This window comes from Mesorhizobium sp. (assembly GCF_004963255.1).
In the GTDB taxonomy this organism is placed as follows: domain Bacteria; phylum Pseudomonadota; class Alphaproteobacteria; order Rhizobiales; family Rhizobiaceae; genus Mesorhizobium.
The window spans coordinates 112,825-131,043 of record NZ_SUGA01000002.1 but is presented as its reverse complement, the minus strand read 5'-3'; the positions used below and the strand labels follow the sequence as shown (position 1 = coordinate 131,043).

19 protein-coding genes are annotated in these 18,219 nt (G+C 64.5%); 7 read left to right on the top strand and 12 right to left on the bottom strand.

Features of this window, described 5'->3' with window-relative positions; all coding sequences use genetic code 11:
* Window positions 1-46: 46 nt before the first annotated feature.
* On the bottom strand, window positions 47-1,609 hold the full coding sequence (locus E5X34_RS03510; protein WP_292561083.1) for an amino acid permease: 1,563 nt from the start codon (window positions 1,607-1,609) through the stop codon (window positions 47-49).
* 19 nt (window positions 1,610-1,628) lie between these two features.
* Window positions 1,629-2,447 (bottom strand): N-formylglutamate amidohydrolase, encoded by an 819-nt coding sequence (locus E5X34_RS03505; protein WP_292561080.1) that lies wholly within the window; start codon window positions 2,445-2,447, stop codon window positions 1,629-1,631.
* A 146-nt stretch (window positions 2,448-2,593) separates the two neighbouring features.
* Here E5X34_RS03505 and E5X34_RS03500 point away from each other — a divergent pair, with 146 nt between their 5' ends.
* Window positions 2,594-3,418: a MurR/RpiR family transcriptional regulator gene (locus E5X34_RS03500; protein ID WP_126059523.1), complete on the top strand. Its 825-nt coding sequence runs from the start codon at window positions 2,594-2,596 to the stop codon at window positions 3,416-3,418.
* A gap of 85 nt (window positions 3,419-3,503) precedes the next feature.
* Here E5X34_RS03500 and E5X34_RS03495 read toward each other — a convergent pair whose 3' ends face one another.
* The 6 genes from E5X34_RS03495 to E5X34_RS03470 are packed head-to-tail and all read right to left on the bottom strand — an operon-like array spanning window position 3,504 to window position 9,339.
* On the bottom strand, window positions 3,504-3,914 hold the full coding sequence (locus E5X34_RS03495; RefSeq protein WP_292561077.1) for a GtrA family protein: 411 nt from the start codon (window positions 3,912-3,914) through the stop codon (window positions 3,504-3,506).
* A complete protein-coding gene (locus tag E5X34_RS03490; RefSeq protein ID WP_292561074.1) occupies window positions 3,911-4,732 on the bottom strand; it encodes a ChbG/HpnK family deacetylase in 822 nt (273 codons plus the stop codon). The genes E5X34_RS03495 and E5X34_RS03490 overlap by 4 nt, the downstream gene beginning before the upstream one ends.
* Window positions 4,729-5,697 (bottom strand): glycosyltransferase family 2 protein, encoded by a 969-nt coding sequence (locus tag E5X34_RS03485; RefSeq protein ID WP_292561071.1) that lies wholly within the window; start codon window positions 5,695-5,697, stop codon window positions 4,729-4,731. Before E5X34_RS03485 ends, E5X34_RS03490 begins: the two co-directional genes overlap by 4 nt.
* Window positions 5,690-7,024: a glycosyltransferase family 87 protein gene (locus tag E5X34_RS03480; protein WP_292561068.1), complete on the bottom strand. Its 1,335-nt coding sequence runs from the start codon at window positions 7,022-7,024 to the stop codon at window positions 5,690-5,692. The genes E5X34_RS03485 and E5X34_RS03480 overlap by 8 nt, the downstream gene beginning before the upstream one ends.
* A 30-nt stretch (window positions 7,025-7,054) precedes the next feature.
* Complete coding sequence (locus tag E5X34_RS03475; protein ID WP_292561065.1) at window positions 7,055-8,092, bottom strand: zinc-binding dehydrogenase; 1,038 nt, start codon at window positions 8,090-8,092, stop codon at window positions 7,055-7,057.
* 5 nt (window positions 8,093-8,097) lie between these two features.
* The gene (locus E5X34_RS03470) at window positions 8,098-9,339 is read right to left on the bottom strand and encodes an acyl-CoA dehydrogenase family protein (RefSeq protein WP_292561062.1); all 1,242 of its coding nucleotides are present in this window, start codon (window positions 9,337-9,339) and stop codon (window positions 8,098-8,100) included.
* Window positions 9,340-9,454: 115 nt separating this feature from the next.
* On the opposite strand from E5X34_RS03470, the gene E5X34_RS03465 reads away from it, so the two are divergent.
* From E5X34_RS03465 to E5X34_RS03440, 6 genes are all read left to right on the top strand, one after another.
* The gene (locus E5X34_RS03465) at window positions 9,455-10,270 is read left to right on the top strand and encodes an SDR family oxidoreductase (protein WP_292561059.1); all 816 of its coding nucleotides are present in this window, start codon (window positions 9,455-9,457) and stop codon (window positions 10,268-10,270) included.
* 80 nt (window positions 10,271-10,350) lie between these two features.
* Complete coding sequence (locus tag E5X34_RS03460) at window positions 10,351-10,836, top strand: MaoC family dehydratase (protein WP_281035842.1); 486 nt, start codon at window positions 10,351-10,353, stop codon at window positions 10,834-10,836.
* On the top strand, window positions 10,833-11,870 hold the full coding sequence (locus E5X34_RS03455; protein WP_292561055.1) for a phosphotransferase family protein: 1,038 nt from the start codon (window positions 10,833-10,835) through the stop codon (window positions 11,868-11,870). The genes E5X34_RS03460 and E5X34_RS03455 overlap by 4 nt, the downstream gene beginning before the upstream one ends.
* Window positions 11,871-11,886: 16 nt before the next feature.
* Window positions 11,887-12,663, top strand: a complete 777-nt coding sequence (locus E5X34_RS03450; RefSeq protein ID WP_292561052.1) for a glucose 1-dehydrogenase — start codon at window positions 11,887-11,889, stop codon at window positions 12,661-12,663.
* A 209-nt stretch (window positions 12,664-12,872) separates the two neighbouring features.
* The gene (locus E5X34_RS03445; RefSeq protein WP_042639329.1) at window positions 12,873-13,517 is read left to right on the top strand and encodes a TetR/AcrR family transcriptional regulator; all 645 of its coding nucleotides are present in this window, start codon (window positions 12,873-12,875) and stop codon (window positions 13,515-13,517) included.
* 165 nt (window positions 13,518-13,682) lie between these two features.
* Window positions 13,683-13,916, top strand: coding sequence for a DUF680 domain-containing protein (locus tag E5X34_RS03440; protein WP_292561047.1), 234 nt, complete (start codon window positions 13,683-13,685; stop codon window positions 13,914-13,916).
* Between the two features lie 88 nt (window positions 13,917-14,004).
* Here E5X34_RS03440 and E5X34_RS03435 read toward each other — a convergent pair whose 3' ends face one another.
* The 4 genes from E5X34_RS03435 to E5X34_RS03420 form a co-directional block, all read right to left on the bottom strand.
* Window positions 14,005-14,229, bottom strand: coding sequence for a hypothetical protein (locus E5X34_RS03435; RefSeq protein ID WP_292561044.1), 225 nt, complete (start codon window positions 14,227-14,229; stop codon window positions 14,005-14,007).
* A gap of 71 nt (window positions 14,230-14,300) precedes the next feature.
* Window positions 14,301-14,882 carry a sarcosine oxidase subunit gamma gene (locus E5X34_RS03430; RefSeq protein WP_292561041.1) on the bottom strand — a complete coding sequence of 194 codons (582 nt, stop codon included), beginning with the start codon at window positions 14,880-14,882 and terminating at the stop codon, window positions 14,301-14,303.
* Window positions 14,875-17,868, bottom strand: a complete 2,994-nt coding sequence (locus tag E5X34_RS03425; RefSeq protein ID WP_292561038.1) for a sarcosine oxidase subunit alpha — start codon at window positions 17,866-17,868, stop codon at window positions 14,875-14,877. Before E5X34_RS03425 ends, E5X34_RS03430 begins: the two co-directional genes overlap by 8 nt.
* Complete coding sequence (locus tag E5X34_RS03420; RefSeq protein ID WP_112126462.1) at window positions 17,865-18,161, bottom strand: sarcosine oxidase subunit delta; 297 nt, start codon at window positions 18,159-18,161, stop codon at window positions 17,865-17,867. The genes E5X34_RS03425 and E5X34_RS03420 overlap by 4 nt, the downstream gene beginning before the upstream one ends.
* Window positions 18,162-18,219: the final 58 nt, after the last annotated feature.

Below are 18,219 nucleotides of genomic sequence, written 5' to 3'. Positions count from 1 at the left end.
ACGAGACCATGGCCGGCATTGCGCCGGCCATGGTCATGAGCGAAGGTCAGTTGCCGGTCTCGCCGACCGCCTGTTCGGCCGCCTTGATTGCCGCCTGGCGCGCCGCGATCTGCTCACCGATCGGCGGACCCTGGAAGCGGCGGTTCTCGAAGCCGAGCCAGAGCACGGCGGTCAAGATGATGAAGCCGATGGTGATGTAGAGCACCTTGTCGTTTGGCGGTTGAACCGCGATGTAGAAGATGATCGCCATGCCGACGACCGACAGGATGCAAAACAGCTTGAACAGGCCGCCGCCGAGGTTCCACGGGCCGGGTTTTGGCCATTTCGCCGTCCCGAAGGCGAGCATGCCGAGCACGATCGGAATGGTGAACGACAGGAACAGGAAGACCAGCGTCGAATTGACGACGATGGTGTAGATATTCGTGCCGCCGATCGAGATGAACTGGGCGAGGAAGACATAGATGATCTCAAGGATCGCCGCGGTCCAGATCGCGTTCACCGGCGTGCGCCAGGTTGGGCTGACCTTCGCCAGTCCGGCCGACCCGACCGGCATGCCGCCGTCACGCGAGAAGGCGAACAGCATGCGCGAGGCCGAGGTCACCGTGGCGAGGCCGCAGAGGAACTGCGAGATCAGGATGGCGAGATAGAGCAGTTCCTTGAGCCACACCGGCAGGATCGCGTCCATGGTCGAGAAGAAGACGCTCCAGCCCTGCTTGGCGCCGGCAGCCAGGTCCGGGATCGCCAGCGTGATCGCGCAGACCATCACCCAACCGATAAGCGACGACCAAAGCACCGACGAAATGATTGCCCTCGGCACGGAGTGCGCTGCCTTCAGCGTTTCTTCCGACGTATGCGCCGACGCGTCGTATCCCGTGATGGTATAGACCGGCAGCAGCAGGCAGAGCAGGAACAGATAGGTCATGGAATCCGACTGCGGGAAAACCCCGCCGCCTGCGTCGCCCGAATAGTTGGTGAACGTCCATAGCCTGGTGACGTCGATTGCCGGGGCAAACACCAGGCAGGCGACGATCAGCACCGCCGTTGCGCCAAGGATCAGGAAGCCGGAAGCATCGGTCAGCATGGCGGTCAGCTTGATGCCGAAGTGGTTGCAGAGCGCCTGGATCACCGTGATGACGGCGACAAATCCGACGACCTCGCCCGCCGTGCCGGTCAGCCCGAACCAGCTACCGAACGTTCCGACGAAGAAGAAGGCGGTGCCGATGTTGATGGCGCCCAGCACGGTGATCAGGCCGAGCAGGTTGAGCCAGGCGGTGAGCCAGCCGGTGAACCGGTTGCCGAGGATCGATGCCCAGTGATAGAGGCCGCCGGCTGTCGGGAACGCCGAGGCGATCTGCGCCATGGCGAGGGCGAAGAACCCGGAAACGGCGCAGCCGACGATCCAGCCTATGCCCGCGCCGGCGCCGCCGATCGAGGATATCGCCTGGGCAAAGGAGTTGATGCCGCCTGAAAGGATGCAGATGATCGAGAAAGAGATCGCGAAGTTCGAGAAGCGGCTCATGCTTCGCGACAATTCCTGGGCATAGCCCATTCCGTGGAGGACCTTTAAGTCCTCGTGCTTGTCGTGCTCCGTATAGTCATGCGCTGACATTTTGGTCCCCTGTTGGTTCTTAGCTGGCCGACTGTACTGACTTTCCCATTGCGCGTTGTCGGGAGCCCCTGGCCTCCTCGGGCTCCAGATTCGAGAATATGCCCGTGAGCAGATCCGCCCATTTCCGCTGCCCGGTCTCGCCGGCGATTTCGTCGTTGCGGATTTCGATCATCGCGCAGGCAAGGCCGCGCGAGCGCGCATGCCGCTCCAGCGTGAAATACACGCGGTCGGCCGGCGAATAGGGTTCGTTGACGCCGACGGTGACGCCGGAGAGCCGCTGCAGCGCCGATATCAGCGGCGCCGCCAACCTGCGGTCGTCATCATGGATGATGCCGATATGCCAGGGCCGGCTCTTGCCCTTGTAGACCGGCGTGAAGGAGTGCACCGAGACCAGCCGCGTCTCCTGTCCACGCGCCAGCCGCCGGTCGACGATCCCGGAGATGGCGTCATGAAACGGGCGCCAGGCAAGGTCGACGCGCGCGGCGCGCCGCTTATCGGACAGGCCGGAATTTCCCGGAATGACTGTCGTCTCGCTGACCGGTGGCACGAGGTCGGGCGCGTCGAGCGGCCGGTTGCAGTCGATGACGAGGCGCGACACACGGGTCTCGACCAAAGTGGCGTCGAGCGCCTCGGCCATGCGGCTGGCGACGGGCAGCGCGCCGGGATCCCAGGCGATGTGACGGGAAAGGTCTTCAAGGGGCAGCCCCAGCGTGCCGAATTCGGCGGGCAGAAAGTTCGAGGCGTGGTCGCAGGTGAAAACGAAGGGGCTCGAGCCGCCAGGGTTGGTCACCCTTACGGTCTCCGACGGTGCAAGGCTGGCGGGCCGTGCTTTCTCCATACTGCCGTCCCCTCGGGAGCGCTGTATCTTATGTTACGTATTTTGCCTCATTGCGTCCCGGTGAATGATTTCATACAGTTTGACCGGCTTTGTCAAACGCGAATTCGGGAAAACGGCGGCGGCGGGTCAACGGGTGGGGGAAAACCATGATTTCCAGCATTGCCGAACTGATCTCCGACCGCATCGGCGCGATGCCGGCCGGCGAGCGCCGCGCTGCCCAGACGCTGATTGCCAACTATCCTTTGACCGGGCTGAAGACCGTCGCCGAATTCTCGGCCGCGGCCGGCGTGTCCTCGCCGACGATCCTGCGTTTCGTCGCCAGGCTGGGTTTCCAGAACTACCCCGAATTCCAGTCGGCGTTGCAGGATGAGCTGGCCGCGCAATTGCAGTCGCCCGCTTCGCGCACGCTCAATCCGGGCTCGGCCGGCGGCGCCGTCTCGCCGATGCTGGAGGCGACGCTCGACAATTTGCGCGAGACCTTCCGCCACCTCACCGACAAACAGCTGGCCGACATCGCGGCGCGGCTTGCCGAGCGGCGCGGCAAGACCTTCCTCATCGGCGGCCGCTTCACCGATCCGCTGGCGCGCTACATGGCCGCCCATCTCGCCATCATCCAGCCGGATGTCTACCACCTCGCCGGCCAGGAGAGCATCTGGCGCGACCGGCTGATCGACATGGGCAAGCGCGACGTTCTGGTGATCTTCGACATCCGCCGCTACCAGGAAAGCCTCGTCCGCTTCGCCGAGAAGGCGCATCACCGCGGCGTGCAGATCATCCTCTTTACCGACCAATGGCTGTCGCCGATCGCCCGCTTCGCCCGCCATGTGATCGCCGGACGCACCGCCGTGCCTTCGGCCTGGGATTCGTCCGCCGCTCTGTTCGTGGTCGCCGAAACCCTGATCGGCGCTGTGACGAGGCAATTGGAAGCCGCCGGCGCCAAGCGCATCCGCGATCTCGAGAGCTTGCGCTAAGGCATGTCTCCCGAAAGTGGGAACCGGTTTCGGGATAAAGACATAGTCCTGACATCCAGCCGGCCGGGCAGTGGCATCCCTGGACTCACCTCAACAACCGCCCCTCGATTGACCAGCGCGCGGCCAAGAAATTCAGCACGGCCGCCACCGCGACGCCGATGATCTTGGCCGGCCACACGCCGATGGCTCCTGCCAGCGCCGCGATCGAGAGACTGGAAACGCCCAGCGAGATCAACGCGCCCAGCGAGACGAAGCGCAGGAAGGAATGGTGCAGCCGGATGTCCGGGTCCCGCTCGAACGACCAGAAGCGGTTCGCAACGAAGGAGAACAGCACCGCGACGAACCAGGCGCCGACATTGGCGGCCAGAGCCGGCGCCGCGAGCTTGAGCAGCAGGTAGAATGCGGTGAGGTCGATGCCGGTGTTGACCAGTCCGACAAGAGCGAAGCGGACGATCTTGTTGCCGGTCGAGCGCTGCGGCTGGCCGGCATTACTCATGCGCCGCCATCCATGACGCGGGCTCCGGCCTTGTCGAGGATGTCGCCGAAATCCTGCGAGGAAAGAACCGTGTACTCAACCTCGCGCGCGGCCTGCATCGGGTCTCGCGCCCGCAAAATGTCATCGACATGGCCCGGATGGCACATGAACACCCCTTGTTCGGGCAAGGTCTTGATCGCGGCGCGCAGCGTTGAAGCGAACTTCTCCGGCTGCCGCCAGTCATAAATCCCGGAAAGCGGCGTCAAGACGCTAAAGCCGGCCCGGCGCATCGATCCGTTGAACCCTGCGGCGAGAGCGGCGACCGCCGCGATCTTCGCCGCCGCAGCGTCCATGCCCGGAAGTCCCGGCGCCCCTCGCAGCGCCGGCTTGTGCGCGCTTGCCCCAAACCGCGCGAGCAGCCAATTCCGCACCACGGGAAGAAAATGCACATGCTGGTGCCCGTCAATATAGTCGGGGGGGCCGGCCAGCGTTTCGACGAAACGGTCGTACTGGGCGTCGAGCTCGGCATGAACGTCCCGCTCGTCGATACGCCCGCGCCGCACCGGTAGCGCAAGGGAAGCGAGCCCGGGCAATTTACCGGCCGGCGCCAGGCTGGACGGTCCGGTCGCGGCGACCTGATCGGTGAGGGTCAGATGCAGCCCGACGGCGGCCCGACGGCGGAACGGCCGGATGCGCGCCGCCGCCTCTTCCCATTCGGGAAAACCGGTCATGCATCCGGTTCCGGTCAGCCGGCCGCGCTCGATGAGGTCGAGGATCGCGCCCGATACCCCCGGCGCCAGGCCGTAATCGTCGGCGATCAGGCGGATCGGCCGGGTCATCTGTCGGGAGCAACCTGCTCGGCGGCATTGCCATGCAGCACGTCGCGCACGATGTAGACGGGCCGGTCCTTGCTTTCGCTGAGCGTGACCCAGACATATTCGCCGATCAGGCCGAGCAGCGCCAGGTTGAGGCCGCCCAGCAACACGACGGCGACCATGATGCTTGGATAGCCGGGCACGGCGATGCCGTAGAACAGCACCTCGAAGAGCACTTTCACGCCATAGGCGAGACCGGCAAATGCCGCCAGCAATCCGATGAGGCTGATGATGCGCAGCGGGATCACGGAAAACGAGGTGAACCCTTCGAGCGAGAACGCGATCAGGTTGAACCGGCTCCATTTCGACGTGCCGCTGGCGCGGCTTTCCGGCGAATAAAGCACCGCCTTCTGGCGAAAGCCCGCCCAGGCGAACAGGCCCTTGTTGAAACGACGCTTGTCGCGCACGCTGGTCAGGGCGCGCGCCACGGCGCCGCGCATGACGCGGAAGTCCCCGGCATTTTCGGGGATATCGAAGCGCTGGCTGCTGTTGATCAGCTTGTAGAAAAGCCGCGCCAGCTGGCTGCGCCGCCAACTGCCCTCCCGCCGGTCGTTCTGCGCGTAAACGACATCGATCTCCGGGTTGTTGACCAGCTCGCCGATCATCTTCAGGCTGATATCCATGGAATGCTGGAGGTCGGAGTCCATGATGAGGACCAGGTCGCCGCGGGAATGGTCGAGCCCGGCGAGCACCGCGGCTTCCTTGCCGAAATTGCGGCTGAGCCGCACGATCTCCCAGGAACCGGACAGCGCCGCCGCGAATGTTTCGGCGCTGCCGTCATGGCTGCCGTCATCGACGAGGATCTTGCGCACCGTCATGCCGAAGCGCTCCGCCACGGCTGCCTCGAGTCTGTCGAGCAGCCCGACGAAGGCAATCGCGGATTCGGCCTCATTGAAGAACGGCGCGATGACGTCGAGCCTCTCAGCCATGCGCGACGGCTCCCGCGGCTGGCGCCTTCTGTCTGTCTTGCGTCCAGAGCCAGCCGATGAGCACGCAGGCAATTATGCTGACGCTGAGCGGTCGGAACCACAGATGGAAAAAATCGTGCAGTCGCAGATCGACACTGGTCAGCCCCGTGACGAAGAGGAGCGTTGCCAGGAACCAGCGTATGGCACCGGCTCTCTTCTCCCGCCAAAGCAATGCGATGGAGAGACCGGCTGGCACTGCCACCATGGCATAGGTGTTCTGCTCGACCCGCGGATTGAAGACGCACATGTAGAATGCCGCGGCGAGGAAGATGGCGAGTCCGCTGAGGTTGGAGTCCAGCCTGCGATCGAACTGGAGCACCAGCCAAAGTGTGAGCAAACCGGCGACGACGCGCACGATTGTCGCCACGGATTCAGGGATCGGCATCCCAAACCGCGTGAAAGGCGCCGTGAAGTCGGCCGGGACGAATGGCCCGGTCGGGTCGACCGCCATCGAAGTCAGCAGCCGGAAGAAATCGTGATATTGCGCGTTGATATAGTCGGTCGGCGCAAAGCCATAGGGGATGACGAGAACGACGAGGACCGCCAGCACCAGCGCCGGTATCAGCCTGGGACGCAGCGCTCCCGCCAGAAGCAGCATGATGATCGCGGTCGGCTTGGCGATGATCGCAAGCATGGCCCAGAAGAAGCATTCGGCGCGGCGCCCCTCGAGTGCCGACAGCGTCAGAAACCAGCACGCCCCGGTAAGCAGGATCGTCGCCTGGCCATTGCGAAGCGCTGCCAACGAAACCGGCAGGGCGAGGAAGAGACCGAAAGACAGGAGCCATGTCTGCTCCTCGCCGCCCACCTTGCGGACCTGGCGCATCGCGGCAAAGGTAAGCACCCCGAAGCCCAGCATGTGCCACAAAACATTGCCCAGATACGGCCCGAGCTTCAGCAGCGGAACATAGAGGACGGCGAAGGCGGGAGCATATAGGTACCCCATGGCGACTTCGACCTGATACAGCGGTTCTCCTGCGAGAAAAGATTCACTGCCGTGTCTGTAGATATGGACCACCGAACGCGGATTGGGCGACCATAGCGCCAGGCCAAGCACAATCAGAAACGACCCGACCCAAAGCCAAAACCCCAAACGGTCGAAAACCGGCTTGGTCACCCTCATAGCGCACCCCGCATTCCGACCAGAACGGCTTTCCCATCGCCGTTTGGCCTCAAGCGCCGGCCAGATATCACATCGAAATGAAATAGAACATCCGAGGGTGCCTGTTACCGACGCGGAGCAACGGAAGGCGAGACAGCGGCGTTTTTCCGCCACTCTCTTGCCGATCACAGCTTTGTGTTCAAATCGGCGCCAGGCTGTTCAGGGCCTGATGAACACCTTTCCGTTGGGCTTGGCGAGCTCGGCCGGCAGCCGAGCCATCGCCTCGTCCAGCGGCACCACCGCCGTGACGTCGGTGGACCAGCGTCCGTTGGAAAAGCGCTTCTGCGCCTCCAGCACCGCCGGACCCAGCCTGTCGCGGAACTGGCGCATCCATTCGGCCAGCCAGAAACCCTCGACGCGTTTGTGCTGGAAGATCAGTTGCCCCGGCTCGCGGATAACCGTCGGCTCCGCGTCGAGCCGGCCATAGACGATCCAGCGTGCCCGCTTCGGCATGGCGTTGAAAATAGTCGAAGCGAGCGGGCCAGTGACCGCATCGAGGAGGATGCGCGGCTGCTCTGCCTTCATGGTTTCGCGCAGCACGGCCTCGAAATCCGCCGCCTTCTCATTGAGGACGTGGGCGGCGCCGAGCTCCTCCAGAAGCGGGATCTGCTCGTCACGGCGCACCGTCACGATCGGCCGGAAACCCGCCTCCTTCGCCAGCCCGATGATCAGCTTGCAGAGCTGGCTGGCGCCGGCCGTCATGACGAAGGCCTTTTCGCCTTCCTCCCTGACGATGTCGAACATGGCCAAGGCGGTCAGCGGATTGACGATCATCGCGGCGCCATCCTCGTCGCGCACCGTGTCGATGAGCGGGATGCAGGATGCGGCCTCGGCAACCGCATAGTCCGCCCATGCCCCCCAGTTCGACACGCCGATGGCGAAGGCGACCCGCTTGCCCGACAGGCTTTTTGCGTACGGGTCGTCGCCGGTGGCGACGACCATGCCGACGCCCTCGAAACCTGCCGGGCGGCCCTTGACCCGCGGCTGGCCGTACTGGCCCCTGATGAAGGCGATGTCGGAGGGGTTGATCGAGGCGAGGCTGACCTTGATCAGCGCCTGTGTCGGCCCCGGCTCCGGCACGGCTATGCTGCCGGGCTCAAGGTAAGGCTCCATCGCTTCCAGCGCGGCCGCCGAAGGCGTTCTGGTGTAACCGTCGCCGACAAGCAGCAGACCTCGCATTTGCGATGGAAGCGTCATGGCTGTCAGACCTTTTCCTGCGTGTATTTCTTCAGTTCCGTGCGCGCCACCTGGCGCCGGTGCACGGCGTCCGGCCCGTCGGCCAGCCGCAGCGTCCGCAAATGCGTCCACGAGCGGGCGAGCGGCGTGTCCTGGCTGATGCCTTGCGCGCCGAACATCTGCACCGCCTCGTCGGTGACCTTCAGCGCGACGCGGGGCGCCACCACCTTGATCTGGCTGATCCAGGGGGCGGCCGCGCGCGCGTCTCCCTGGTCGATCATCCACGCCGCCTTCAGGCACAAGAGCCGCGCCATCTCAATCTCCATGCGGCATTCGGCGATGATGTCGAAATTGGCGCCGAGCTTGGCCAGCGACTTGCCGAAGGCCTCGCGCCGAACCGAGCGCTGGCACAGCATCTCCAGCGCCATCTCGGCCTGGCCGATGGCGCGCATGCAATGATGGATGCGGCCCGGCCCGAGCCGCCCCTGCGCGATCTCGAAGCCCCTGCCCTCGCCGAGGATGAGGTTCGTCGCCGGCACTCGCACATTCTCGAATCTCAGATGCATATGGCCGTGCGGGGCGTCATCGTCGCCATAGACCTGCATCGGCCGCAATTTGGTGACGCCCTTGCTGTCGGAAGGCACCAGGAACATCGAATGCCGGCGATGCTGCGGCTCCTCGTCCGATCCGGTCCTGACCATGACGATATAGATGGCGCAGCGCGGATCGCCGGCGCCGGACGCCCACCATTTCTCGCCGTTCAGCACATAATCGCCGCCCTGTCGCTCGCAGCGCATCGAGATGTTGGTCGCGTCCGAGGAGGCAACGTCCGGCTCGGTCATCAGATAGGCCGAGCGTATCCGGCCCTCCAGCAGCGGCTCCAGCCAGTCGCGCTTGTGCGCCTCCGAGCCGTAGCGCTCCAGCACCTCCATGTTGCCGGTGTCGGGCGCCGAGCAGTTGAAGGTCTCGGCGCCGAGATGCGCCTTGCCCATCTCCTCCGCCAGATAGGCATATTCGACGGTGGAAAGACCGTAGCCCCGTTTGGAATCGGTCAGCCAGAAGTTCCACAACCCGCGCTCCCGCGCCGTCTTCTTCAAGCCTTCGAGGATCTCGGTTTGCCTGGCGGTGTAGGCCCAGCGGTCGCCCTCCTTGCCGATTTCGGCGAGAAACTCCTCCCCGAGTGGCGCGATCTCGTCGCGAACCATAGCCGCCACACGCCGGTGGATCGGCTTCAGCCGCTCGGTCATGCCGAGATTCATGTCCGCCATCGCTTCCGGTCCCTTTCGCAGATAAATCTTTACCCGTGGCAAGGATGACCGTACTTCGGCTAGCCTTGTCAACGCGAGTCCCTCGCCGGTTTGATCGAGGGTGCGGAGGAATGCAATGAGCTATCTGGACAAGCTGTTCTCGGTCGCCGGCAAGACTGCGCTGGTGACGGGCGCGGCGACCGGCATTGGCCGCATGGTGGCGACCGGCCTGGTCCGCGCCGGCGCTCATGTGATGATCGCCTCGCGCAAGGGTGAGGATTGCGCCAAAGTCGCCAACGAATTGAACGCGCTCGGCGGCTCCGGCCAAGCCGAGGGCTTTGCCGGCGACGTGTCCAGCGAAGCTGGCATCGCCGCTCTTGTCACCGAGGTGAAGGCGCGCACGGAGCGCCTGCATATCCTGGTCAACAATGCCGGCATTTCCTGGGGCGCGCCGCTGCAGGAGTTCCCCTACCACGCCTGGGCCAAGGTGTTCGGCGTCAACGTCACCGCCGTCTTCCACCTGACGCGGGAGCTTTTGCCGCTGCTTGACGCGGCAGCAAGCGACGAGGATCCGGCCCGCGTGATCAATCTCGGCTCAGTGATGGGCACCCAGCCGCTTGCCGACGACGCCTATTCCTACGCCGCCTCCAAGGCCGCCGTGCATCATCTGACGCGCACGCTGGCGATCGAGTTCGCCGCCCGCCGCATCACCGTCAACGCCTTTGCCCCCGGTCCTTTCCAGAGCCGTATGACGGCCTTCGCCACCGCGACCGAGGAGCAGGCGAAACATGTTGGTAACCATGTTCCGCTCGGCCGCATCGGCGTGGCGGATGACATTGCCGGCGCAACGCTTTATTTGTGCAGCCGTGCCGGAAGCTATGTCACCGGCGCCATCCTGCCCATCGACGGCGGCCAGTCGGTGCAGCACGGAATGACGTTGTTCAAGGAGTAAGACGCCCGATTCAAGGAATCCGGGCGGGGTTCAAGGAATAAGACGCCCGGCTCAAGGAACCAGACGGGGGTGCGGAGGACATGAGCGTGGAACCGATCAGTCTCGATACGCTTCTGGCAAGCGTCGGCAAGGAGGTCGGCGTCTCGCCCTGGCGAACGGTGACGCAGCGAATGATCGATCAGTTCGCCGATGCGACGGACGACCACCAGTTCATCCATTGCGATCCGGAGCGCGCCGAGCGCGAAACGCCGTTCGGCGGCACCATCGCGCATGGTTTTCTGTCGCTGTCGCTTTTGTCGGCCATGACCTTCGAGACCATGCCGCCGCTGGAAAACACCAAGATGGGCGTCAACCACGGCTTCGATACGCTGCGCTTCCTGGCGCCGGTGAAGACGGGCGCCCGCATCCGCACCCGTTTCGTGCTGGCCGACGTCAAGGTGAGGCCATCCGGCTGGGTGCAGACGGCGCATGACGTAACCATCGAGATCGAAGGCTCGAAGAAGCCGGCGCTGACGGCGCGCTGGCTGACCTTGACGCTGATCGAGCGTCAGCCCGAGAACGCATGAGCGGCGAGGCCGGTGCCATAGACCAGGCGGCGCTTGCGCCCTATCTCGAGGCGCATGTCCCGGGTTTTGCCGGCCTGTCCGAGGTCGAAAAATTCAAATCCGGACAGTCCAATCCGACCTATCTCCTGACCGCCGCCAGCGGCCGCTATGTGCTGCGCGCCAAGCCGCCGGGACAATTGCTGAAATCCGCGCACCAGGTCGACCGCGAATTCCGGGTGATGCGGGCGCTTGCCGGCACGGCTGTTCCGGTGCCGCGCATGCTGCATCTCTCAGGCGAGGAATCGCCGATCGGCCGCATGTTCTATATCATGGAGTATCTCGACGGCCGCGTCTTCTGGGATCCGTCCCTGCCGGACGCTTCCGGCAATGACGAGCGGGCGGCGATCTACGATGCCATGAATGCCACGCTCGCCGCCCTGCACGATGTCGATGTGGACGCGGTCGGCCTTGGCGATTTCGGCAAGCCCGGCAGCTATTTCGAACGCCAGCTCGCGCGCTGGGCCGGCCAGTACCGGGCCTCCGAAACCGAAACCATAGCCGATATCGACAGGCTGGTTGCGTGGCTCGAGACGCATATGCCGACCGATGACGGCCGCGTTTCGCTCGTCCATGGCGACTACCGGCTGGACAACATGATGTTCGCGCTCGATGCGTCGAAAGTCATCGCGGTGCTCGACTGGGAGCTGTCGACGCTCGGCCATCCCTTCGCCGACCTCGCCTATCAATGCATGCAATGGCGGCTGCCGCATGCTTCGGGCTTTCGCGGCCTCGGCGGGATCGACCGCGCCGCCGCCGGCCTGCCTTCCGAAGAGGCCTATGTCGCAGCATATTGCCGCCGGCGCGGCCTTGACGAGATCGGCAACTGGACCTTCTTCCTGGCCTTCTCGTTCTTCCGGCTGGCGGCGATCTGCCAGGGCGTCTATCGCCGCGCGCTCGACGGCAATGCCTCCAATCCCGAGAAGGCCAAGACCTATGGAGAGGCCGTCAAACTGCTTGCAACGCTGGCGGTGGAGCTGATCGACAAGAAGAGCTGAAGCGGAGGGCAGACAAATGGGCCGTTTCAACGGGGCGACCGTCCTCATCACCGGCGCGACAGGCGGTCTCGGCAGCGGCGCGGCCAAGGCCTTTGCCGCCGAAGGCGCGCGGCTGGTTCTTTCCGACCTCAACGAGGCCGCGCTTGCCGATTTCGCCGCAACCCTCGACGCCCAGACCGCGATCCTTGCCGGCAACATCGCCGATGAAAAGCTCTCGGAGGATCTTGTCAAACTGGCCGTCGAAAAATTCGGCCGGCTCGACATCGCCGTCAACAATGCCGGCATCGTGCACAGCTTCGTACGCCTGCCGCAGGTCACGTCCGAGGAGGCCCGCCGCGTGGTGGAAGTCGACCTGCTCGGCGTCTTCTACGCCATGAAGCACCAGATCCCTCGGATGGAGCGGCAGTTCAGGGAAAGCGGCAAGGGCGGCGTCATCGTCAACATCGCCTCCGTCGCCGGTCTCTCCGGCGCGCCCAAGCTTTCGGTCTATGCCGCCGCCAAGCATGGCGTCGTCGGTCTGACGCGCTCGGCCGCCGTGGAATATGCCAGCAAGGGCATTCGCATCAACGCCGTCTGCCCCGCCCACACCAGGACGGCGATGGTCGACGGCTTCGTCCGCTTCACCGGCACGCCCGAAGCCGAAGCGCTTGCCGAGCTCACTCGCGGCGTGCCGATGAAGCGTGTCGGCGAGGTCGACGAGATCACCACCGGCATCCTGTTCCTCGCCGACCCGGCCAATTCCTTCATGACCGGCCATGCCCTCGCGCTCGACGGCGGCATCGGGGCGATTTGAGCAATTCCAGGAAAAGTGCTTTGCGGTTTTTCCGTCCGGAATTGCGTCTAACAGAGCGCAAGTCCAGGAAAAGTGCTTTGCGGTTTTCCGTCCGGAATTGCGTTTAACAGAGGTTGGAGCGTACGCAAGGGAACCAGCCTGCTCTCTTGTCCGTTTCCGTACAGCGTATATAATTTCGCCAGGCAACCAACGACAAAAGGCAGCGGACATTGACGCTGAGCGTTCAGAAACGCCGCGAAAAGCAGAAGGCTGAGCTTCGCTCCGAGTTGGTCGCGGCAGCTCACAAGCTTGTTCAGGAGGAGGGCTACGAAGGCCTGACCATCCGCAAGCTTGCCAAGCGTGTCGGCTATGCGCCCATGTCGGTCTATTCCTATTTCGCCGACAAGCAGGACATCCTGTTCGCGCTCGCCGAGGACGCTTTCGAAACGCTCGCCCGTCGCATCGAGGAACACCCCGCCGACGATCCGATCGAGGCGCTCAAGGCGGTGATGACGGAATATGCCGCTTTCGGCCTTGGCAATCCCAACGAATACCGCACCGTCTTCATGACCGAGAAGACCCGGCTGCCCGAGGGCCGCAGCTACGAGGACATGGAAGCGGGCAACCCCGCCATGAAGGTGCTGATCAAGCGGGTCGAGGCCTGCGTGGCCGCCGGCAAGCTCAAGGGCGATCCGCGCGCTATCGCCACTATGCTGTGGACCGTCGGCCACGGCACGATTTCCCTGCTGATCACCTTCCCCTTCTATCCGTTCGGTGATCCGCAGGCTTATGTGAAGCGGATGTGCGACTTCATGCTGGCCTCATTGTCGGCGCAGGATATCCCCTCGCTCACCGAAACACCCGTCAACTGCTGACCGGCGGTTGCAGCGCTTTTCCGTGATAGCCCATCGCCTGGATTCGCGCCGGCGAATTCTTATGTTCAAGAAGATTTGTCGTACGCGTACAAATTCTCTCTTGAATTCAGTTTCCGTTAACCGTATCTGTACGTTGTATCGTACATGTACGACCGGAGACGGAAAATGAAGAAGACCATCCTCACCCTCGCTGCCGTTCTGGCTTTCTCAGGCGCCGCCTTTGCCGGCGCGAGCCAGCCGGCCAAGCATGCGCCTGCTGCTTGCACCCAGACCAACGCCAATGTGACCCTCGATTGCACCGCGACCGGCTCGGTCGAAAAGGCGGACACCACCAAGAGCCAGCCGAAGAGCCCGAAGCTTGGCATCGACGTCAACCCGTGGTTCGTGCCCGGGCTGTAAGCGCTGCAGGTGCGATTTCAAACGAAAACGGGCGGCACCTGGCCGCCCTTTTTCGTACTGCCTCTAGCCCCGAGCGATCGGTCCAGGCTTATTTCTTGCGCGGTTTCGTTCCTGGCACCGCCTTGGCTTTCCCCGGCTTTGCCGGCCCGCCGGGGATGGAAGTGCTCGTGATCGACACCGGGTCGCTGGCCGGAAACGTGTCCTCGAGGCCTTCCTCGAGTTCCTCTTCCTCGACCTCCCGATGCTTTTCGTGCTCCAGCGAGCGGACGGCCGGAGTCTTCTTGGGCGATTTCGGCGCGGTTTTGGACGGCATCGGCAATCTCCTCGCAAGCCGCAGAAACGGGCCGGACCGGCTATGGTTCCTCGCACCGATTGCTGCGAGGATCAGTTCGCCGCGTCGCTCGCCGCTTCCGACAGCAAAGTAAAGACATAGTCCGAGAAGGAACGCCAGCATTCCACGCGGAACGCTTCCGCTGCGGTGCGCAACAGCACGATCTCGGACTTGCCCAAAATGGTGCGCGAGGCGGCGCCCACCGGGAAAGCCTCGAGCGACAGGTCTTGCGGACAACCCGAATTGACCGTCACGGCGGCCGCTGGTCCGGCGACGGAAATCCCGACATTGCGATGCGAGATGCCGACCGCCGAATGCAGCGCCGTCACTTTGGCGCAGTCGGCGAGCGGATCGTTGCCGGCCTCGTCGATGATCATCCATTCGTCCGGGCCGAGCCACAGCGCCGTGCGCCCATCCTTCGCCGCCGAACTCTTCGGTTTGACCGGCAGCGTCACGCCGAGCGCCTTGGAGAGCGCGGCGATCGAAGCCTGCGGCGCGCGCAGCGAGACGCGTTCGGCCGGCGGCAGGATCTCCACCTTCACGCCCGGCGCCGACAGCGTGCGGCCGGCAAGCGCAGGACGCCGTTCGGCGGAAGCGGATGCAGCAGCTTTTGTCTTGGCGGCAGCCTTAGCCATTGAGGCGTTCTCCCTTCTCGTCGACGAACACCATGCCGGTGACTTCCACCTCGATCGTGCCGTTCGGCATCGGCACATAGAGCGTCTGCCCGATACGGTCGCGACCGCCGGCGACCAGCGCCAGCGCGATCGAACGGCCGCAATTCTCCGACCAGTAGCTGGAGGTGACGTGGCCGATCATCTTCATCGGGATCGGCTGCTTCGGATCGGCGACGATCTGCGCGCCCTCTTCCAGCACCACTTTCGGGTCCTTGGTCTTCAACCCGACGAGCTGCTTGCGGCCCTTGGCCACTAGGTCCGGCCGGGTCAGGCCGCGGATGCCGACGAAGTCGGTCTTCTTCTTGCCGACCGCCCAGTCGAGCCCGGCATCGTTTGGCGTCACCGTGCCGTCGGTGTCCTGGCCGACGATGATATAGCCCTTCTCGGCGCGCAGCACGTGCATCGTTTCGGTGCCGTAGGCGGTCGCGCCATGCTTCTGCCCTTCGGCCCACAGCACTTCCCAGACCGCCTCGCCGTAATCGGCCGGCACGTTGACCTCGAAACCGCGCTCGCCGGTGAAGGACATCCGGAACAGCCTGGTCGGCACGCCGCAGATCTTGCCCTCGCGCACCGACATATGCGGCATCGCCTCGTCCGACATGTCGATGCCTTCGACCAGTGGCGCGATGATCTCACGCGACTTGGGCCCCTGCACCGCGATCACAGCCCATTGCTCGGTGATCGAGGTCAGCCAGACATTGAGATGCGGGAACTCCGTCTGGAGGTAATCCTCCATATGGTTCATGACGCGCGGCGCGCCGCCGGTGGTCGTCGTCACATGGAAACGGTCCGGCGCTAGCCGACCGACGACGCCGTCGTCATAGATGAAGCCATCCTCACGCAGCATGATGCCGTAGCGGCAGCGGCCGGTTTCCAGCTTCTCCCACGGATTGGTGTAGAGCAGCTCCATGAACTTCGCCGCGTCCGGCCCGACCACCTCGATCTTGCCGAGCGTCGAGGCGTCGAACAGGCCGCCCACTTTTCGCACCGTCACGCATTCGCGGTTGACGGCGGCGTGCATGTCCTCGCCGGACTTGGGGAAATACCAGGCGCGCTTCCAGTGGCCGACATCCTCGAACACCGCACCTTGGCGTGCCGCCCAGCCATGCGTCGCCGTGCGCCGGGTCGGGTCGAACAGCGCGCCGCGCGCGTGGCCGACGATCGAGCCGAAGGTCACCGGCGTATAGGGCGCGCGAAACGTGGTGAGGCCGACCTGCGGGATCGGCTTGCCGAGCTCCTCGGCGGCGATCGCCAAGCCATGCATGTTGGACGTCTTGCCCTGGTCGGTCGCCATGCCGTTGGTGGTGAAGCGCTTGACGTGCTCGATCGAATGCATGCCTTCATGCACCGCCTGGCGGATGTCCTTGGCGGTGACGTCGTTCTGGAAATCGACGAAGGCCTTGACCGTGGTGCCTGGCCCGGCGCCGGGGGCGGCGCCCAGCATGCCGCGCGACCAGCTCTCGCCGGCATCGACCTTCGGCTTGGCGCCTTTTCCGGCCTTGCCGCCGGCTTCCTTCGCCGCCTTGGCGCCGGCCGCATAGGCCTCGTCTACCGTCGCGTCCAGCCCGTCCGTGCCGTTGCAGGCGCCGACCGAGACGCAATCCTGCGCGTAGGTGCCGGGCACGAAGCGCTTGGTCTCGGCGTTGAAGGCGACCTTGCCGCGCGACTGCGAGAACAGATGCACCGACGGCGTCCAGCCGGCCGACATCAGGATCGCGTCGACCGGGATGGTGCGTCCGCCGCCGCCATTCTTCGGCTGCACGGTCATGGATGACACGCGCAATTTGCCGCCGGCGCTCACCACCGCGCGACCGAAATTGATCTCGATGCCGAGCGCCCTCGCCTCGTCGATCACCGGTCCCGACGGATTGTCGCGCAGGTCGACGATGGCCGCTATGTTGACGCCGGCCTTCTTGAGGTCGATCGCCGCGGTATAGGCGGAATCGTTGGCCGTATAGACGCCGACATTCTTGCCGACGGCCACGCCGTAGTGGTTGAGATAGGTGCGCGCCGCCGAGGCCAGCATGACGCCCGGACGGTCGTTGTTGGCGAACACCATGTGTCGCTCGATGGCGCCGGTGGCAATGACGACACGGCCAGCGCGGATCTGCCACAGGCGCTCGCGCGCCAGGTCGCGGCCGGGGCTCTTCAGGTGATCGCTGACCCGCTCGACCAGTCCGACGAAGTTTTGCGCGTAATAGCCGAAAGCCGTGGTGCGGGAGAGCACCCGCACATTGTCCATCGCCTTGAGCTTGGCGATCGCGGCTTGCGCCCAGGCATAGCCGTCCTGGCCATCGATCCTGGCGCCGCTCTCGAAGCGCAGGCTGCCGCCGAATTCGGCCTGCTCGTCGGCGAGGATCACCCGCACGCCCGTTTCGGCGGCGGCAAGGGCAGCTGCAATGCCGGCAGCGCCGCCGCCCAGCACCAGCACCTCGCAATGCGCGTAGCGCGCGGCATAGTGGTCCGGGTCCGGCTTGTCCGGAGAAACGCCAAGGCCGGCCGCGGCGCGGATCTTCGGCTCGTAAAGGCTCTTCCAGGCCGACTTCGGCCACATGAAGGTCTTGTAGTAGAAGCCGGCTGAAAATAGCGGCGAGGCGATGTCATTGACGGCGCCGACGTCGAAGGAAAGCGACGGCCAGCGGTTCTGCGAATGGGCGGTCAGCCCGTCATAGAGCTCCTGCACGGTGGCGCGAACATTCGGCGTCTTGCGCGCATCGTCGCGCACGATCTGCACCAGCGCGTTGGGCTCTTCCGCGCCGGCCGACACGACGCCGCGCGGCCGATGGTATTTGAACGATCGCCCGACCAGATGCACGCCGTTGGCGAGCAGCCCCGAGGCGAGCGTGTCGCCCTCGATGCCGACATAGGATTTGTCGTCGAAACTGAAGGAGGCGGTCTTCGCCTGGCTGAGGCGACCGGCGCCGGAAATGCGGAACATGGCGTTCATTTCGCGGCTCCGGGCAGCTTCGCGGGCTTCGGCTCGCCGGCCTTGTAGGTCATGACGAACTTGTCGGTGACGGTGTCGCGCACCGCGTTGAAGAAGCGCGCGCAGCCATGGATGTGCCGCCAGCGCTCATAGATGACGCCCTTCGGGTTGGCGCGGATGAAGAAGAATTTCTCGAAATCGTCGTCGCTCTCGGCGGCAATGTTCGTCGGGCGCGCGATATGCGCCTCGCCGGCATTGCGGAACTCGAGTTCCGGGCGCTCTTCCTCGCAATAGGGACAGCGGATGAGAAGCATCTGGGTGATCCTAAAACTTGCCGTGACCGGCGCGCGCGCCGGCCTGTTGATCGCAATG

What these genes read in the sequence shown, in the direction of transcription:
- E5X34_RS03500 (WP_126059523.1), top strand. Translation starts at nt 2,594, where the DNA reads ATGATTTCCAGCATTGCCGAACTGATCTCCGACCGCATCGGCGCGATG.
- E5X34_RS03470 (WP_292561062.1), bottom strand. Translation starts at nt 9,339, where the DNA reads ATGGCGGACATGAATCTCGGCATGACCGAGCGGCTGAAGCCGATCCAC.
- E5X34_RS03490 (WP_292561074.1), bottom strand. Translation starts at nt 4,732, where the DNA reads ATGACCCGGCCGATCCGCCTGATCGCCGACGATTACGGCCTGGCGCCG.
- E5X34_RS03485 (WP_292561071.1), bottom strand. Translation starts at nt 5,697, where the DNA reads ATGGCTGAGAGGCTCGACGTCATCGCGCCGTTCTTCAATGAGGCCGAA.
- E5X34_RS03425 (WP_292561038.1), bottom strand. Translation starts at nt 17,868, where the DNA reads ATGAACGCCATGTTCCGCATTTCCGGCGCCGGTCGCCTCAGCCAGGCG.
- E5X34_RS03435 (WP_292561044.1), bottom strand. Translation starts at nt 14,229, where the DNA reads ATGCCGTCCAAAACCGCGCCGAAATCGCCCAAGAAGACTCCGGCCGTC.
- E5X34_RS03420 (WP_112126462.1), bottom strand. Translation starts at nt 18,161, where the DNA reads ATGCTTCTCATCCGCTGTCCCTATTGCGAGGAAGAGCGCCCGGAACTC.
- E5X34_RS03475 (WP_292561065.1), bottom strand. Translation starts at nt 8,092, where the DNA reads ATGACGCTTCCATCGCAAATGCGAGGTCTGCTGCTTGTCGGCGACGGT.
- E5X34_RS03465 (WP_292561059.1), top strand. Translation starts at nt 9,455, where the DNA reads ATGAGCTATCTGGACAAGCTGTTCTCGGTCGCCGGCAAGACTGCGCTG.
- E5X34_RS03455 (WP_292561055.1), top strand. Translation starts at nt 10,833, where the DNA reads ATGAGCGGCGAGGCCGGTGCCATAGACCAGGCGGCGCTTGCGCCCTAT.
- E5X34_RS03430 (WP_292561041.1), bottom strand. Translation starts at nt 14,882, where the DNA reads ATGGCTAAGGCTGCCGCCAAGACAAAAGCTGCTGCATCCGCTTCCGCC.
- E5X34_RS03495 (WP_292561077.1), bottom strand. Translation starts at nt 3,914, where the DNA reads ATGAGTAATGCCGGCCAGCCGCAGCGCTCGACCGGCAACAAGATCGTC.
- E5X34_RS03440 (WP_292561047.1), top strand. Translation starts at nt 13,683, where the DNA reads ATGAAGAAGACCATCCTCACCCTCGCTGCCGTTCTGGCTTTCTCAGGC.
- E5X34_RS03450 (WP_292561052.1), top strand. Translation starts at nt 11,887, where the DNA reads ATGGGCCGTTTCAACGGGGCGACCGTCCTCATCACCGGCGCGACAGGC.
- E5X34_RS03460 (WP_281035842.1), top strand. Translation starts at nt 10,351, where the DNA reads ATGAGCGTGGAACCGATCAGTCTCGATACGCTTCTGGCAAGCGTCGGC.
- E5X34_RS03505 (WP_292561080.1), bottom strand. Translation starts at nt 2,447, where the DNA reads ATGGAGAAAGCACGGCCCGCCAGCCTTGCACCGTCGGAGACCGTAAGG.
- E5X34_RS03510 (WP_292561083.1), bottom strand. Translation starts at nt 1,609, where the DNA reads ATGTCAGCGCATGACTATACGGAGCACGACAAGCACGAGGACTTAAAG.